This window comes from Flavobacterium flavigenum (assembly GCF_027111255.2).
In the GTDB taxonomy this organism is placed as follows: domain Bacteria; phylum Bacteroidota; class Bacteroidia; order Flavobacteriales; family Flavobacteriaceae; genus Flavobacterium; species Flavobacterium flavigenum.
Map to the genome: position 1 here is coordinate 1,494,319 of NZ_CP114285.2, position 17,786 is coordinate 1,512,104.

Below are 17,786 nucleotides of genomic sequence, written 5' to 3' on the forward strand. Positions count from 1 at the left end.
GCAAATTGCCGCTTTTTTTATTGAATTGAATTGACTAAATTTGCACCTTCAAAACAACAAACTACACAAATGATCCATTTCTTTGAAAACCAAAGCAAAACTGTTTTTGCAGTACAAACGCAAAACGAAATTTCAGCTCAAGACATTTCAAAATTAAACTGGCTTTTTGCCGACGCAAGTAAGATAGAAAAATCTGCATTAACAGGATTTTTTGTTGGTCCGCGCGCTACAATGATTACCCCTTGGAGCACAAATGCTGTAGAAATCACTCAAAATATGGGAATTCCGGGCATTATCAGAATCGAAGAATTTCATCCTGCAACGGAAGATTTTAGCGATTTTGACCCAATGCTTTCTCAAAAATTTAACGAATTAGATCAGGAAATCTTCACGATCAACATTCAGCCGGAACCAATTTTGGAGATTGAAGATATTGCGACTTACAACAAAGTGGAAGGTTTAGCTTTAAGCGAAGAAGAAGTTGATTACTTAAACAATCTTTCAACAAAACTTGGAAGAAAACTTACTGACTCTGAAATTTTTGCTTTCTCGCAAGCGAATTCAGAACACTGCCGTCACAAAATTTTCAACGGAACTTTTGTTATTGATGGTGAAGAAAAAGAGACTTCTCTTTTCAAATTAATCAAAAAAACATCACAGGAAAATCCTAACGATATAGTGTCTGCTTACAAAGACAACGTTGCTTTTGTGAAAGGACCAAAAGTGCAGCAATTTGCACCAAAATCTGCTGACAAACCCGATTTTTATGAAGTAAAAGAATTTGATTCGGTTATTTCATTAAAAGCAGAAACACACAATTTTCCAACAACTGTAGAGCCTTTCAACGGAGCTGCAACAGGATCCGGAGGAGAAATTCGTGACCGTTTAGCCGGAGGTCAAGGTTCATTGCCATTGGCCGGAACTGCAGTTTACATGACTTCATATTCTCGTTTGAACGATGATAGAAAATGGGAAAATGCAGTGGAAGAAAGAAAATGGTTGTATCAAACACCAATGGATATTTTGATCAAAGCTTCAAACGGAGCTTCTGATTTCGGAAATAAATTTGGACAGCCGCTTATCACTGGTTCTGTTTTAACTTTTGAACACGAAGAAGCAAACAGAAAAATTGGTTACGATAAAGTAATCATGCAAGCGGGAGGAATTGGTTACGGAAAATTAGATCAGTCAATTAAGAAAAAACCACAAGAAGGCGATAAAATCGTAATTCTTGGAGGAGAAAATTATAGAATCGGAATGGGTGGTGCTGCAGTTTCTTCTGCAGATACAGGAGCTTTTGGTTCAGGAATTGAGTTAAATGCGATTCAGCGTTCGAATCCGGAAATGCAGAAACGTGCTGCAAACGCAATTCGTGGTTTGGTAGAAAGCGACAATAATCCAATTGTTTCGATTCATGATCACGGTGCGGGCGGACACTTAAACTGTCTTTCTGAATTGGTTGAAGAAACTGGGGGCTTAATCGATTTAGATAAATTACCTGTTGGAGATCCAACTCTTTCTGCAAAAGAAATTATCGGTAACGAATCTCAGGAAAGAATGGGATTGGTTATTGGTCAAAAAGATATCGATACTTTACAAAGAATTGCCGACAGAGAGCGTTCTCCAATGTACCAAGTTGGAGATGTTACGGGCGATCACCGTTTTACATTCCAGTCACAATCTAACGGTTCTAAACCAATGGATTATGCTTTGGAAGATTTCTTCGGAAGTTCTCCAAAAACAATCATGACAGACAAAACTGTTGACAGAAAATATGCTGATGTTGCTTACAATTCAGCAGATTTCGAATCGTATTTAAAAGACGTTTTACGTTTAGAAGCAGTTGCGTCTAAAGACTGGTTAACCAACAAAGTGGATCGTTGTGTTGGAGGAAAAGTAGCAAAACAGCAAAATGCAGGTCCATTACAATTGCCTTTGAACAACGTTGGTGTAATGGCTTTGGATTATTTAGGAAAAGAAGGAATTGCAACTTCTATCGGGCACGCTCCTATTGCCGCTTTAATTGATCCTGCTGCAGGTTCTAGAAATGCTATTGCAGAATCTTTATCAAACTTAGTTTGGGCTCCAATTATCAACGGAATCAAAGGTGTTTCTCTTTCCGCAAACTGGATGTGGGCTTGTAAAAACGAAGGTGAAGATGCTCGTTTATACGAAGCTGTTCAGGCTTGTTCAGATTTCGCAATCGAATTAGGAATCAATATTCCGACAGGAAAAGATTCACTTTCGATGAAACAAAAATATCCAAATGACGAAGTAATTGCGCCTGGAACGGTTATTATTTCTGCTGCCGGAAACTGTACAGATATTAGAAAAGTAGTTGAACCTGTTTTACAGAAAGACGGAGAATCAATTTATTATATCAATTTGTCTCAGGATGACTTCAAATTAGGAGGTTCGTCTTTTGCACAAATCAGAAATGCAATCGGAAACGAAACTTCTACTATTAAAGATTCGGCTTTCTTCAAAAATGCTTTTAATACGATTCAGGAATTAATCGGCGAAAGCCAAATTTTAGCAGGACACGATATCGGAAGCGGTGGTTTAATCACTACTTTATTAGAAATGTGTTTTGCTGATGTAAATCTTGGAGCTAAAATTGATTTTTCAGCTTTCGCGGAAAAAGACTTATTGAAAATCCTTTTCGCAGAAAACATCGGAATCGTATTCCAGGCAAAATCAGATGCAACAGTTGAAGCTAAATTAAAAGCGAACAATATCGAGTTCTTCAAATTAGGTTCGGTTCAGGAAACTGCAAGTTTGGATTTTGGAATTTATAATTTGGATATTGCGAAGTACAGAGACATCTGGTTTGAAACTTCTTATTTATTAGATCAAAAACAATCTAAAAACGGAAGAGCTCAGGCACGTTTCGAAAACTATAAAAATCAGGTTTTAAATTATACTTTCCCTGCACATTTTACAGGAAAAAAACCAGAAATCGACAACTCCAAACCTCGTCCAAAAGCAGCGATTATCCGTGAAAAAGGAAGTAATTCTGAGCGTGAAATGGCAAATGCTATGTATTTGGCAGGTTTTGATGTAAAAGACGTTCACATGACCGATTTAATTTCTGGTCGTGAAACTCTTGAAGATATTCAGTTTATCGGAGCAGTTGGAGGATTCTCTAACTCAGACGTTTTAGGTTCTGCTAAAGGCTGGGCCGGAGCTTTCTTATACAATGAAAAAGCAAAAACAGCTTTAGATAATTTCTTCAAAAGAGAAGATACTTTATCCGTCGGAATCTGTAACGGATGCCAGTTGTTTATGGAATTAGAAGTAATTAATCCAGAGCACGAAGTTCACGGAAAAATGCACCATAACGAAAGTCAGAAACACGAAAGTATCTTTACTTCTGTAAAAGTTCAGGAAAACAATTCAGTTATGTTATCTACTTTAGCAGGAAGCACTTTAGGAGTTTGGGTTTCTCACGGAGAAGGTAAATTCAAATTACCTTATGCAGAAGACCAATACAACATTGTTTCTAAATATGCTTACGAAGGATATCCGGCAAACCCTAACGGTTCTGATTACAACACAGCCATGATGTGCGACAAAACCGGAAGACATTTGGTGATGATGCCTCACATTGAGCGTTCGACTTTCCAATGGAACTGGGCGCATTATCCAAAGGATAGAAACGACGAAGTTACGCCTTGGCATGAAGCGTTTGTGAACGCCAGAAAATGGATTGAGAAAAACTAAATTTAGTTTTCATTATATGAACAGCCTCAGCAATACTTATTTGCTGAGGCTTTTTTATTGCTTATTTTGTTTTCGAATATTTTTTTTAACGTTAAATTCAAAAATGAACAGTTATTTTCTTGCAAAAATTAAAGTATATTAGCCAAAGAAATACCCATTTCAAAAAAAGTTTTAAAACCTAAAACCTGCGTAAAATGAAATTCCTAAAAACATTCCTTTTTATCTTATTTTTTGTTACTGTAAAATCATATTCACAAGTTCAGGTTGATCAAATCGTATACAAGTCAAAAGAGCATTATATTACCACTACACTTCCTTATCATATCACAGGTACATTTCTGCCTCCGGACAAAAAAGAGCCAAGCACGGTTTTAAATGAAGACGGAACCGGCGTGATACAATATGACGATATGACGAAGAAAAAAATAAATTGGGGGATAGAATGCAACTGGGAAGGCACCGCTATACGTAAAGACGGATACAACAGTGCTTCATATACATTTTGGTATCGAACAGAAGACAGCAACGAATGGATGTACAGCCAGTTTTCTATTCATTTTCTTAAGAAAAAGATGTTTTTGATGGGCGAAAGAACAAAAATTTACGAGGATTACAATGTACAATAGAAATTTGGCCTGCTCTAAATCATTGTAATGATTCATTCCTAATTATTGTAAATCTTCAAAATATCAATCAACTTAACGACATTATTAATTCCGAGTTTTTCAAAAATCCTGCTTTTGAAAGTGCTGACAGTTGTCATTTGGATATTTAACTTATTTGATATTTCGATATTTCCATCACCGCCGACCAGAAGTTCTGCAACTTCGATTTCCCTCTCCGACAATTTTTCTAAGGGATTTACTGGCAGATTATACAAAGCATTTTCGATAATTTTATTTTTTACAACGTTGCTTATATATTTGCCTGTTTTAAGTACAGATTCTACAGCCTGAATAATTTCTTCATCTTTACTGTATTTATTTAAAAAACCATTGGCTCCTGCATGGATATAACGCAGAGCGTAATGCGATTCATCATAAGCAGAAAACATCATAATCAACAAATCCGGATATTTTAACCGAATCTCCTGAACCATTTTTGTACTATTGCCTCCTGGGATACTGATGTCTAAAAAAATTAAATCCTGATTTTCTTTTAATTTATTTAGAAGATCTTGAAAACTATCAGCATGAGCAATCTCAACCTCTTCGCAAATGCTTTTCAATAACAAAGAAAGGCCATGCCGCACTACGCTATGATCGTCAACTAGTAAAACTTTAAATTTATTTTTCATGGGGCTATAAAACAATTTCGAAGTACAAATTTTTCTTAATTAAACTACTATCTCAAAATTCAAATTGATGTAATATGGTAAATTCTATTATAAATTATCCATTTAATCCCTAATCTGTTAGCTTGACTTTAGTTAATCATTAATAAAACCTGATTTATCATTAACAAAATTCCTACATAAACATTTTCAGCAATTAAATTTAATAACATATACGGGATTTTGAGGATTTAAGTTTTTAAAATCGTTGTATAACGTTGTTATTTTAAAAAATCCGAGAATTTTCTGTAGATGAAGGACTGTAAAATATTTAGCAGAATGAATCTTTAGTAATATCAAATAAATACAAATTTAAATCCGATATATTATTTAGAATCATTTATCTATCAAAGCTAAAAAATAAAGAAAGAAAAACATTGTAGAATTAATTCTACACAAGATTAATTGATCGACTACAAATTTCTCTCCAGTTAATAGTGAAATTTGTCCTTTTAAAAAACTTCACTAATTGATACCCTGCATTCAGAAATAATTCAGTAATTAAAGTATTCAACAAAAAATACAATGCATACAAAATCAATATATTATACATTAATCGTAATTCTTTTTTTCTGCTTAAAATCTTTTGCCCAAAAAGATATGTATGCGGGAATAGAAATTGGAAGCAAAGGAATAAAATTTTCGGTAATTGATGTAAATAATATCAAAAAAGGTGATTACAGCATCATTGCTTTCTGGACAGAAAATGTTGGTATTGCTAAAAATATTTCTATTGATGGCAGCCTTGCCCAGGATGATATAAATAATGCAGTAAATATTGTGTACGGGAATTTGCTGACCATTAAAAAAAAATACAATGTTGCTGATGAAAATATTTTTATTGTTGGGTCTTCCGGAGTAGCAATGGCAAATAATACGGCAGATTTAATTAATAAAATAAAATCCCTGACCAACAAGGATCTTGATTTTATTGATGCTGATACTGAGGGTAAAATGCTCCTAAAAGGTTCTATACCTCCAACAGAATACGGTGACGCATTAATCCTTGATATTGGGGGAGGCAATACCAAAGGAGGATACGTAAATGTTTTGGAAAATAAATTTGAATTTTTCCCTCTAAATCTGGAATATGGTACGATTACTTTAACAGAAGCTATAAATAAAACCATTGTAATCCCAAGTGAGATTAATAGTATGTCTGTTTACAAGGAAAAAGCATTTGAATACGCTCCTATTTTAAGAGAAAAAATAAAGAATGTACTTAACTCTAAACCAACTTCACTAAATAAGAGGAAAATTTATTTATCCGGAGGTGCACTTTGGGCTTTTACCACTCTTTTTTATAGCAAAAATAATGAAGACGATCATTTTGTACCGCTACAATTGCAGGATATTATTGATTATGATGCTATTTTAAAAAATAATTTTACTGTATACGAAAACTTAGCTAAAACCAATAAAAATGCGGAGAAAGTTATAAATACCTACAGTCAGAGGCATTTAATTGCTGCCAATACTATTTTAATAGCCAGCCTGGAGAGCATTCCTAATCTGAAGTCAAAAAAAATATATTTTGCGAAAGAAGGGCAAATTGCATGGTTAGTATCGTATGTAGTAGACCGTTCAAAAAAGATTAAGAGTGTTTTTTAACATTTAGAAACAAAAAATTATATAAAAACAATTAAAAACAATTTATAATGTCAGATTTTTTACAACAGTTTGGGGATGAAATTAAGAAAAACGTTCCTGGTTATATCGCAATTGCGATAACCGAAATTAAAAGTGGTATTTCTTATTACAGCAATTCCGCAGTATCCAGTTTTGATCCTGAACTTGCTTCTGCCTTCAATCTTGAGGTAGTTAAAGCAAAACTGAATGCCATAAATGCACTTGGATTATCCCAATCAATCGATGAAATCATGATTTCGCTTACAGAACAGATTCACATCATTGACATTTCAGAAAACAATGAATATTTTATTTATTTAGCAGTAGATTCTACAAAAGCCAATTTAGGATTAACCAGAGCTTTACTGAATAAATACAAGAAAGAGATTTCAGGTAAATTATAATGCTTTGCAAATCTTGCCTGAATATTAAATCTGATGAAACTGAATGAAGTTCTCATAAAATGATTGAGAAATTTACTTCGTGATTAAAAAGCTTATTGAGAATTATTTCAATAAGCTTTTTTAGTTGTATTGATTTAATAAAATTGGACTGGCATTTATTTGTGATAAACGGACACTATTCTACTCCATTTTTGATTCAGAAAACAAGGATTGAATAATTTTAGCCTTAATCTGTTCCTTTTCTTTCTTCACAATAAAGATCAGCTGATATGCCAAAATAAAGCCTGCAAATCCAAGGCAGGACAAGAATATCCAGTTTGCTTTATAGCCGTACAATTCGATAATTGCCATGCCCGATTTGGTACTTAATATATGGGCAACACTATAACTCATTGTAAAAGCAGCCATGAATTTACCTTCCTGTTTTTTAAGAGACCTTTTTTTAACAAATGAATTAGCAAACGGAAAAGTCAGCATGATCCCAATTGTCATAAAAATCATCATCAAAATTAAGGCAGCAACATTGTGTTCAATCAATAAAAATAAATAACTAACGCTCATGGCAAGAATACCGTAAGAAACCATTAGTAGTTTATTGATATTTCGCGATTCTACAAAAGAAACAATTGAGAGTTCAAAAAGTAATATTATCACTCCGTTTAAAGCCAGAAACAACCCGCTTTCGACACTTGTAAAGTTAAAGACTTCCTTATAATAAAGGGATAAGGTAGTAAACATCTGAAAAAACAATATGCCTGTTATCAATGTAACTACCAGATGTATTAAAAATGGCTTATCCTCCAGTAATGAATTTTCTTCTTTTAAGTATTTAAAGGCATTGAGCTTATAGAGCAGTTTTTTCTCTTTCACAAAAAACGCAAATAATAAAATACTCAAAATACAGGTCAGCCCGTCAATGTAAAATAAAAAACTATAACTTGAAAGTGTAATAATAATTCCACCTATCAAAGGGCCGAACATAAAACCTAAATTAACTGAGGAACGAATTAAGGATATTGCTTTTGTTCGCTCTTTTTTGTCTGCGTAAGTATCTAATGAAACCAGCATTGCCGGCCTGTACATATCTGAAATTGTGGTGAGAAGTAAAACACCAAAACAGAAGCTGTAAAAAGTAGTTAGAAACTGAAGCAGAATAAACAGTAAACCACTTGTAAAAAGACTAAACACCATTACTTTGTAAAAACCTATTTTATCTGATAATTTACCGCTGATCCAGGTTCCGATAAAAGAGCCAGTACCAAAAAAAACCATAACCCAACCGATCTGACTATAACTAAAGTGCAATTCTTCCAGCATATATTTAGAAAGAAATGGAACAACCATTGCGCCTAGCCTGTTAACAAATGTAGTCACTGCCAGAACTTTTACTTCGGCAGAAAACTGCGTAAAATTTTTAATATAATTTTTAAGTAATCGTATTATCATATGTTTAGCACTTATATTTTATTCTAAAATTTTAATTGGATATTTTACATTTAAGCAACTTTATATTCTCATAGTTTAATTTCGTAGTAATAATAATTAGAAATAAAACTTTTCCGGATGAAGCCAAAACTTTCGTAAAGCTGGTGCGCTGCAAAATTTTCGGTATCTGTATTTAATGAAATATGCTTAACATTATTTATCCGGGCATTATCAAAACATGCTGTCATGATTTCCCTGCCAATTGATTTTCTTCTAAAATCTGTTTTAACATAGAGATAGGAGATATGCCAATTGTATTCAAAAACAGACAATGGGTTTATTTTATAATGCAATACAGCAAAAGCAACTACTATATCCTGCTGCTTCTTGACAAATATTTTTGCCTTATTCCGGCATAATTTATCTTTAATAAATAATACGGCATTTTCTAAATTAAGAAGTTTCTCATCAATTAGTTTAGATTCATAAATGATGTCTTTTACCGAGTCAAAATCATTAGGGGTAATCTCATAAACATCATTTAATTTATTCATATCAAATTTCCACCAACGCTTAATTTACATTAGCTTAACAGAAGCAAATTTAATTTTTATACGAGAAAAAACAGATGCTTTAGAGTCGAATAATATTAATGCTGGTGTAGAATTAAAACTACATGAGAATAGCTATAAAACAAAACGTCCGAAAAAATTCGGACGTTTGTTGTTATTATATGTTTTATAACTAGTTACTCAGTACAGTCTACTTTAGTCAATGTATTTTTCGAATCAAATTTTAATTTCTTTTTATCTTTAAAACTTACCTTATCATTAGCGGTAACAGTTTCTCCATATCCTTCGATAAAAGTTCCGTCTTTTTGCAGAAATACAACCTGTCTTACAGAAGAAACTCCCTCTGAATTAAATGTGTAATCAGCAATCAGGGTGTCGCCAACCATGTTCCCGATTATAGTGCCTTCGTTTTTGTCTTTACCTGCTAAATTATAGCTTAGTTTTCCGTTTACTTCCTGATGCGAGTTTACGTTAAAACTCATTTCGATTACACTTCCATTCGAATTCCAGGTATAACACTGATCTCCTGCAGGCTCTACAATTTCTGCTTCTTTAGGAGCGCTTGGAGTAATTTGAGGTTGCGGCTGTGTTGTTTCTTTTTTACAGGACAAAACACTAAACATAATGATTACTAATACTGATACTTTTTTCATGATTTTTTATTTTTACTGTTTATTTCTATAAAATTAATTCAATATAAAAAAATCCACTCTTATCAGGAGTGGATTTTTTTTATATAATTTCCATATCAGGAATTGAATTTTTTTAATTAAGAAACATCAACTGTAGTGCGTTCTGCAATCTCTTTGTATGTACCATTAACTAATTTTTCGCGAATGGCTTCGAACGCTGTAAGTGTCTCTTCAATATCCGCCAAAGTATGAGAAGCAGTAGGAATCATTCTTAACAAAATAATCCCTTTTGGAATAACAGGATACACAACAATAGAAAGGAAAATACCATAGTTTTCTCTTAAATCGTTTACCATCACCATCGCTTCAGGAATACTTCCTTCTAAATATACTGGTGTAATACAAGTGTTTGTATCACCTATATTGAATCCTTTTTCTTTAAGGCCACTTTGCAATGCATTTACGTTTTCCCAAAGTTTATCTTTAATAGCAGAAGATTTACGTAATAATTCTAAACGTTTTAAAGAACCAAGTGTCTGGATCATTGGTAATGCTTTTGCAAACATTTGAGAACGTAAGTTGTATTTCAGATAATCGATAACTGTTTTGTCAGCTGCTACGAAAGCACCAATATTAGCCATAGATTTTGCAAAAGTTGAGAAGTAAACATCAATACTATCCTGAACTCCCTGCTCTTCTCCTGCTCCTGCTCCTGTTTTTCCTAAAGTACCAAAACCATGTGCATCATCTACTAATAATCTGAAATTGTATTTTTCTTTGAAGGCAACGATTTCTTTTAATTTTCCCTGCTGACCACGCATCCCGAAAACACCTTCAGTAATAAATAAAATACCTCCGCCTGTTTCTTCGGCCATTTTTGTAGCACGCTGCAGGTTTTTCTCCATACTTTCAAGATCATTGTGCTTGTAGGTAAAACGTTTACCCATGTGCAAACGAACACCATCAATGATACACGCATGCGAATCTACATCGTAAACAATAATGTCATTTTTAGTCACCAAGGCATCAATGATTGAAACCATTCCCTGATAACCAAAGTTCAATAAATAAGCTGATTCTTTCATTACGAATTCAGCCAGTTCATTTTCTAATTGTTCATGATATTTAGTGTGTCCAGACATCATACGCGCTCCCATTGGGTAAGCAGCACCAAACTGTATTGCTGCCTCTGTATCTGCCTGACGAACTTCCGGATGATTTGCTAAACCTAAATAATCATTTAAACTCCAGTTTAGAATATCTTTTCCGTGAAATTTCATTCTTGGACCTAATTCACCTTCTAATTTTGGAAAAACATAATATCCTTCTGCCTGAGAAGCCCATTTTCCTAGAGGCCCTTTATTGTCCTGAATTCTTTCGAATAAATCTTTTACCATAATATAATAATGTCGTAATAATTTTAACTTAAATCAGCGAGCAAAAATAATCATTATTATTCTAAAATTCAGAGAGTCATTTATTTTTATTGAAAAATACTCAGTATAATCTATTTAACAAGACTAAACCTGAAATAATTCATAAAAAAATAAATATCAAATTACACTTCTTTTAGTTGTCAGAGATGCCATAATTAAAGCCAGCCCCAGTACCAAAAGAATGCTAAAAATTAGAATACTGTGATAATAACCTGAAATACTTCCTTCTCCAAAAAAGAAAAACAAGCCCTGAAGAAACAACAAAACTTCTGTCAAAATATATCCTGAAATAAAGCATTTCACCCCTGTTTTTAATAGGGGAGAATTGGGAGAAAGCATTTTATTCTGAAGCAAAATTCCAAACAAAAATCCGGTTATAATTCCTAAAGTCGTTAAATGAATAAATCCAATTACAAAATTTCGGATTTGATGGGATACTTGAGCTAAATTTGAAAAAATAGTTAGCAATTGGATTCCGACTTTGAGAAACAAAGAACATAAAGCCAAACCGTAAACACTTTTTGTTGTTTTATCTAAAGTATTTTTGAAATGATTGATTTGAGGTTTGAGCATTTTGTAGAAGTAAATAAAAGCGCCAAATTGAAGCAAAACTCCCAAAGCATTAATATAGCTTAAAATATCTTTTTCGACAAACCAGCGAACTGGAAAACAAACCGTTAAAAGCGTAGAAACAATCATCAAAAAGTAAAACTTCTTAAACTTAACCTCATCAATTTTATCCTGAAATTGTTTTAAAAACAAAGCCAAAATTGCCAGTATAAACCAGCCATTAAACTGAAAATGAACAAAAAACTGAATCGCAATCTGATAAAAAGCACTTTGTTTTCCTAATGTACTTACAGCTGGTCCAAGGCACCAAACCCCTAAAGTCGATAACATCATAAATAATACTGAAGTCAATAAAAGTTTTTGTGACGGAGATTTATCTCTCAAACTGTCTTTCCAGACCAAACGACAAAAAACGTAACTCAATACAATATGCAGTGTCGAAAACATAATCGAAAACAAAGCATATCCCTGGATTGGAAAAGCAATCATCATTCCGATAACCGAAAATTCTGTCAACCAAAATAAACGGTTGTAAATTGGTTTCAGGCTTTTTTCTTTTGGAATAAAAAAATGAACCACCAAAACATAAACAATCATATAAGCCCAGCCCAACATGGCAACATGCGAATGCGCATGAAGCAGAAAACTATAGTTTAAAAAATCTAAAGAAAAAAGATACATAAAACGCATTAATAATCCGAAAACGCAAGCAATCAGAAAATTAAAAAAACAGCAAAATATCCAGCTTTTTTGAGAATTCATAAATGAATAAATTTTGTTTAAACACATAGATACATAGCTTCTGCAATAGTATAAAGGCATTTCACTTGCATAAATACACATAGCTCTATGCGTTAAAAATCTAGATTTACTCCCTTTTATTCGTAAAAAATCTATGTTTCTATGTATTTAATTTGAATTAAAATTAAGATTTCCTGAAATAAAAAACACCGATAATTATCATGTTTAGATATTTTATCGATGCTTTTCGAACTATTAAAATTAACCTTTATTGTACTTCTACAAATTCTTTTTCTAAAATCACCGCTTTTGGAAATAAAATATTGTTTTCCAAATGAATGTGTTTGTGCAAATCTTCTTCGAATTCCTTGAGCATTGCAAAAGTTACTCTGTAAGTGGTACAGGCATCAGCCGGCGGATTGTAATTATCTGTTAAAGCAGCAATTTCCCTAAAACGCTCTCCTTCATTATCGTGTTCGTGCATCATCATTTCAATCGGATTTGAAACTGTTCCGAAAGAAGGCTGAGATAAAATACCATCAGATTCTTTGGTTTTCACCATTCGTTTTATAAATGGGAATAAAACCAATTCTTCTTTTTTCATGTGCTGAGACAATTCGCCTGCACAGCCAATAAAAAGCTCATTAATTCTGAATAATTCTGGGTGATTAGCGCCATGCACTTTACATAATTTGTCTAAAAACGGAAGCAGTACATTTGTCTTTTCTTCAACATAACGGTGATGCGTTTTCTCAATATAATCTGCTAATAAATCTAAAGGCCATGAATTAAAATCGATGGTTCCACCGTTTTGTGATTTTAAAACTTCATAAACATTTTCTAATAAAGTAGCCGCATCAATATTTTGTTTTTCGCAGACTTCACTAACTGTCCGGTTTCCTTTGCAGCAAAAATCAATTTTATATTTTGAAAAAACTGCGGCTGTTCTAAAATCCTCAGCTACAAATGATCCTATTGTTTTGTTTTTTAAATTTTCCATGATAATCAATTTTATATTATTTTTTGTTTTTTAATGTCAGTTCAAATACGAACCACGCCATTGTAATAAATCCGATTCCGAAAATTGAATCTCCAATGGCACGAAGCCATTTTAAAGTAATCATTGCTGGCTGCTGCATTAACTCTGATGAACGGGCATACCACATTCCGTGATTGATACTTTCAATTGCCTGCCAAACTCCGATTGGAAGAAGGCTCAAAATTGCCATTAGGAATAAACCAATGTTTAAAGACCAGAAAGTAATTTTAAGTAGTTTATTGTTCCAGCTTACATTTCGGTATAAACTTCTTAGTACAAACAATACCAAACCAATTCCTAACATTCCGTAAACCCCAAATAAAGCCGTGTGCCCGTGTAAAGGCGTTGTGTTTAAACCTTGTACATAATAAAGCGCAATTGGCGGATTAATAATAAATCCGAAGATTCCGGCTCCAAGGAAATTCCAAAATGCCACAGAAATCATAAAGTAAATCGGCCATTTGTAATCGGCGATCCATTGTGTTGATTTTGAGATTTTATAGTTTTGATATGCTTCAAATCCGATTAAAGTTAGAGGCACAACTTCTAATGCGCTAAATGTTGCTCCCAAAGCCATAATTGCTGTTGGCGTTCCGGAGAAATACAAGTGATGAAATGTTCCTAAAATTCCTCCGGACATGAAAATAATCGTTGCAAAAAGCACATTTAAAGTCGCTGTTTTCGTTTTCAGTAATCCCAAACGAACAAATAAGAACGCAATTACAACCGTTGCAAATACTTCAAAGAAACCTTCAACCCAAAGGTGAACTACCCACCATCTCCAATATTCGGCAATCGCTAAATTAGTTTGTCGTCCCCACATTAATCCAGCTCCGTAGAACATGGCAATTGCGGTACAGGAAACTAAGAACAATATGATTAAGTTTTTCTCTTCTGTTTTTTGTTTTAAAACTGGAAGCAAAGGTCGAATCATTAAAGCCAACCATAAAAATAATCCCACTAAAAGGAAAATCTGCCAGAAACGGCCTAAATCAACATATTCGTAACCTTGGTGTCCAAACCAGAAGTTTTGTACTAAATTCAGTTTTTGCATTACCCCGAACCATTGTCCAATCATTGAACCTAAAACGACAATCAAAAGCGCAACAAACAAGAAGTTGATACCAAAACACTGGAATTTGGGATCCTTACCAGAAACCGCCGGAGCAATATACAAACCAGTTGCGAGCCAAGCCGTTGCAATCCAGAAAATCGCTAACTGTGTGTGCCATGTTCTTGTTACAGCGTATGGTAAAATCTGATCAATAGGAATGCCGTACAAACCATTTCCTTCCACTCCATAATGCGCAGTGATGATTCCGAAGACCATTTGCAAAACCATCAGTAAACTCACAATCCAGAAATACTTGGTCACCAATCCCATAGATTTTGTCTTGCCTTGTTTGATAATCGGATCTTCTTTTGGCAGAGGAAATTCTTCTTCTTCACCCGATTTTGCGTGATAAAAAACTAAGATTCCGACACTCAAAATCAGTAAAATAATACTTACCCCTGACCAGGCTAAAAGTTCAGTCGTTGCTTTATTTCCAACCAATTCATCAGAAGGCCAGTTATGTGTGTATGAAATATTTCCATCAGGGCGATTGGTAACAGTTGCCCACGTCGCCCAAAAGAAAAAGGCATTCATTTTATGCATTCTATCTCTATCTTTAATAGAGTTTTTCGGAATAGCATAGTCGCCGCGCAGTTTATCAAACTTCGGATCGTTTGTAAAAAGACCTTTATAATATTCGCTTAGATATTCTATTGCTGCCAAACGGTTTTCAGAAATCGTAAGAATACCTGTATCTGGATTGTAACGATTGATTCTAACATCATTCTGTAAACGAATCTTTAGAGCCGATTGTTTCTCGGCATCTAATTCTTCATATTTTTTATTGAAATCTTTTTGGGCGTAAATATCCAATATAAACAAAGCTTCCCTATGCAGCCAGTCAGCTGTCCAGTCCGGAGCCACGTAGGCGCCATGTCCCCAGATAGATCCTACTTCCTGACCACCTATACTCTGCCAGATATTTTGCCCGTCTTTTATTTCGCTTTCGCTAAAAATAACTTTTCCGGAATCGGTTACGATTTCTTTTGGAACCGGCGGCGCCTGCTGATAAATTTCATAACCATAATAACCAAGCACTGCAAATGATATACTCATTACCAATGCAAAAACAATCCATAATTTTTTTTCTCTTTTCATCTTTTTTTGATTCAATAAAAGACTTTTTTATCTTTTATTAGTTTTTAAAAAAACTCCAAAATCTATTTTAAAGTATCTGGAGTGTTTGTTATTTACTCAACAATTAATACCCCTTTCATCATGGCTACGTGACCTGGGAAAGAGCAAATAAATGGGTAAGATCCTTTTTTATCAATTGTAAACTCAATTGTATCTTCTTCCCCGCCTCCAATTAATTTAGTGTGTGCAACAATGGAAGCTTTCTCAGATTCCGGGATATAGTCCGTTGCTTTAGCTTCATTGGCTTTCAAGGCAAAGGCTGACTGGTCTGTTCCTTCCTGAAGGATCACTAAATTGTGTCCCATTGCTTCTTTTGGAATTTTACCAACGTGTTTTAAAGTCAGTTTAATTGGTTTTCCTGCTACAGCTTTCAATTCGTTTGTATTAAACTGCATTTGGTCATTTCCTTCAATAAGCAAAACATTTTCTTCAGCTGCTACAGGTTGTACACCCTCTGTTGATGGTTCCGTTACTTCTGTTGATTCTTCTGTCGGAACAGTTTCTTTTTTTCCACAAGAAGTTATGGTTAAAAATCCCATTAGGATTAGTAATGAAAGTTTGGTTTTAGTATTCATTATTAAAATATTTATTAAATGTTAATCATTAATATTCAGTGTTTTTAAAAAGAAATCACCAGATTTTACACCTGAAGCAAGCTGCTCTAAAGTCGTTTTAGCAAGCATTTCTAAAAGAAGCCCTCTTATCTTTTTAAACTCATGGTGTACCGGACACGGATGATCTTCAGAACATTCTTTTAAACCAATGCCACATCCTCTGTAAATTTTATCACCGTCAATGGCATCTACAATCTGAATCAGCTTGATGGATTTTACAGCTTCATCCGAAACTTCAAAACCGCCCCCTACTCCTTTTGCCGAATGAATGATTCCGTTTTTAGTGAGAATCTGCATAATTTTCGCCGTAAAAGGTTCCGGAGAGTCAATTTCTTTGGCAACATCTTTTATTCCAACCCTAATCCCTTTCGAAGAATTGGTTGCAATAAAAATAGAAGCCCTGATTCCGTATTCACATGCTTTTGAAAACATACTTTTGATAATTTAATTTCTTTACAAAGATAAAGAGGTTTTTAATTAAAGACAAATTTATCCTTAATTAATTTTGATGAAGCAAAATTTATTTATAACCAAAATAATTATTGCTCCAGAAAACACTTATTCAGCTACAAATTCTAATAAAAACCAATTTTAATTTTAACTTTGAAAGTAATTAATGTTATAATATCCAAACAATGGCTCTGAGCAACTCAAAAGAATTAAAACTGGCCGTTCTTATTGATGCAGACAACGTTCCTTACAGCAATGTAAAAGGTATGATGGAAGAAATTGCAAAACTGGGAACTCCTACTACAAAAAGAATCTATGCCGACTGGACTAAACCAAATTCTAACGGATGGAAAGGTGTATTACTGGAACATGCAATTACCCCTATTCAGCAATACAGCTATACAGTGGGAAAAAATTCTTCAGATTCGGCCCTTATTATTGATGCGATGGATTTGCTGTATTCAGGCAAATTAGACGGTTTTTGCATTGTATCGAGCGATAGTGATTTTACGCGTTTAGCCATTCGGTTAAGGGAATCCGGCATGAAAGTAATTGGTATTGGGGAAAAGAAAACCCCAAACTCCTTTATTGTGGCCTGTGACCGTTTTATTTATATTGAGGTTCTGGATGGTGCTATTCAAAAGAAAAAACCAAAAACAAACACAACAGATTCTAAAAAGCCTGTTGAAAAACCATCTGCAAAAGCATTAAACAAAATAGACGATGGCACTATTGATTTAATTGAAGCCACAATCGAAGATATCGAAGATGATGATGGCTGGGCATTTTTAGGTGATGTCGGAAACCTGATTGTGAAGAAAAAACCCGAATTCGATCCCCGAAATTACGGTTTTTCCAAACTTACACCTATGCTGAAATCATTAACAGATATTCTCGAAATAGACGAAAGAGAGTCTGACAAAAAAGGAATCAAGCACGTTTATGTGAGATTACGATTTAATTAATT

15 protein-coding genes are annotated in these 17,786 nt (G+C 33.8%); 5 read left to right on the forward strand and 10 right to left on the reverse strand.

The genetic code is table 11. From position 1 onward, the window contains the following. Window positions 1–69 precede the first annotated feature (69 nt). Both purL and OZP09_RS05590 read left to right on the forward strand, forming a co-directional pair. Window positions 70–3,723, forward strand: a complete 3,654-nt coding sequence (purL, locus tag OZP09_RS05585) for a phosphoribosylformylglycinamidine synthase (protein ID WP_269236931.1) — start codon at window positions 70–72, stop codon at window positions 3,721–3,723. 194 nt (window positions 3,724–3,917) lie between these two features. Beyond that, the gene (locus tag OZP09_RS05590; protein ID WP_269236932.1) at window positions 3,918–4,349 is read left to right on the forward strand and encodes a hypothetical protein; all 432 of its coding nucleotides are present in this window, start codon (window positions 3,918–3,920) and stop codon (window positions 4,347–4,349) included. A 38-nt stretch (window positions 4,350–4,387) separates the two neighbouring features. On the opposite strand, the gene OZP09_RS05595 is transcribed toward OZP09_RS05590, so the two are convergent. Further along, the gene (locus OZP09_RS05595) at window positions 4,388–5,020 is read right to left on the reverse strand and encodes a response regulator transcription factor (protein WP_269236933.1); all 633 of its coding nucleotides are present in this window, start codon (window positions 5,018–5,020) and stop codon (window positions 4,388–4,390) included. 561 nt (window positions 5,021–5,581) lie between these two features. Here OZP09_RS05595 and OZP09_RS05600 point away from each other — a divergent pair. Both OZP09_RS05600 and OZP09_RS05605 read left to right on the forward strand, forming a co-directional pair. After that, entirely contained in the window at window positions 5,582–6,667 is a 1,086-nt protein-coding gene (locus tag OZP09_RS05600) for a Ppx/GppA phosphatase family protein (protein WP_281310436.1), read from the forward strand. A 47-nt stretch (window positions 6,668–6,714) separates the two neighbouring features. Beyond that, complete coding sequence (locus OZP09_RS05605) at window positions 6,715–7,089, forward strand: hypothetical protein (RefSeq protein ID WP_223683395.1); 375 nt, start codon at window positions 6,715–6,717, stop codon at window positions 7,087–7,089. 180 nt (window positions 7,090–7,269) lie between these two features. Here OZP09_RS05605 and OZP09_RS05610 read toward each other — a convergent pair whose 3' ends face one another. The 9 genes from OZP09_RS05610 to OZP09_RS05650 all read right to left on the reverse strand — a co-directional run bounded on the left by OZP09_RS05610 (window position 7,270) and on the right by OZP09_RS05650 (window position 16,801). Continuing rightward, window positions 7,270–8,535, reverse strand: coding sequence for an MFS transporter (locus tag OZP09_RS05610; RefSeq protein ID WP_269236936.1), 1,266 nt, complete (start codon window positions 8,533–8,535; stop codon window positions 7,270–7,272). A 68-nt stretch (window positions 8,536–8,603) separates the two neighbouring features. Continuing rightward, window positions 8,604–9,068, reverse strand: coding sequence for a GNAT family N-acetyltransferase (locus OZP09_RS05615; RefSeq protein WP_269236937.1), 465 nt, complete (start codon window positions 9,066–9,068; stop codon window positions 8,604–8,606). Window positions 9,069–9,262: 194 nt separating this feature from the next. Continuing rightward, window positions 9,263–9,739 (reverse strand): hypothetical protein, encoded by a 477-nt coding sequence (locus OZP09_RS05620; protein WP_269236938.1) that lies wholly within the window; start codon window positions 9,737–9,739, stop codon window positions 9,263–9,265. A 116-nt stretch (window positions 9,740–9,855) separates the two neighbouring features. After that, entirely contained in the window at window positions 9,856–11,115 is a 1,260-nt protein-coding gene (gene capB, locus OZP09_RS05625; RefSeq protein WP_269236939.1) for a cysteate-C-fatty acyltransferase, read from the reverse strand. 156 nt (window positions 11,116–11,271) lie between these two features. Beyond that, window positions 11,272–12,486 (reverse strand): hypothetical protein, encoded by a 1,215-nt coding sequence (locus OZP09_RS05630; protein WP_269236940.1) that lies wholly within the window; start codon window positions 12,484–12,486, stop codon window positions 11,272–11,274. A gap of 247 nt (window positions 12,487–12,733) precedes the next feature. Beyond that, window positions 12,734–13,465 (reverse strand): iron-sulfur cluster repair di-iron protein, encoded by a 732-nt coding sequence (gene ric / locus OZP09_RS05635; protein ID WP_269236941.1) that lies wholly within the window; start codon window positions 13,463–13,465, stop codon window positions 12,734–12,736. 16 nt (window positions 13,466–13,481) lie between these two features. Beyond that, on the reverse strand, window positions 13,482–15,716 hold the full coding sequence (locus tag OZP09_RS05640; RefSeq protein WP_281310437.1) for a nitric-oxide reductase large subunit: 2,235 nt from the start codon (window positions 15,714–15,716) through the stop codon (window positions 13,482–13,484). 92 nt (window positions 15,717–15,808) lie between these two features. After that, on the reverse strand, window positions 15,809–16,330 hold the full coding sequence (azu, locus tag OZP09_RS05645; RefSeq protein WP_281310438.1) for an azurin: 522 nt from the start codon (window positions 16,328–16,330) through the stop codon (window positions 15,809–15,811). 21 nt (window positions 16,331–16,351) lie between these two features. Then, window positions 16,352–16,801: an RrF2 family transcriptional regulator gene (locus OZP09_RS05650; protein ID WP_163394196.1), complete on the reverse strand. Its 450-nt coding sequence runs from the start codon at window positions 16,799–16,801 to the stop codon at window positions 16,352–16,354. Window positions 16,802–17,004: 203 nt separating this feature from the next. Here OZP09_RS05650 and OZP09_RS05655 point away from each other — a divergent pair, with 203 nt between their 5' ends. After that, complete coding sequence (locus tag OZP09_RS05655) at window positions 17,005–17,784, forward strand: NYN domain-containing protein (protein WP_269236944.1); 780 nt, start codon at window positions 17,005–17,007, stop codon at window positions 17,782–17,784. Window positions 17,785–17,786: the final 2 nt, after the last annotated feature.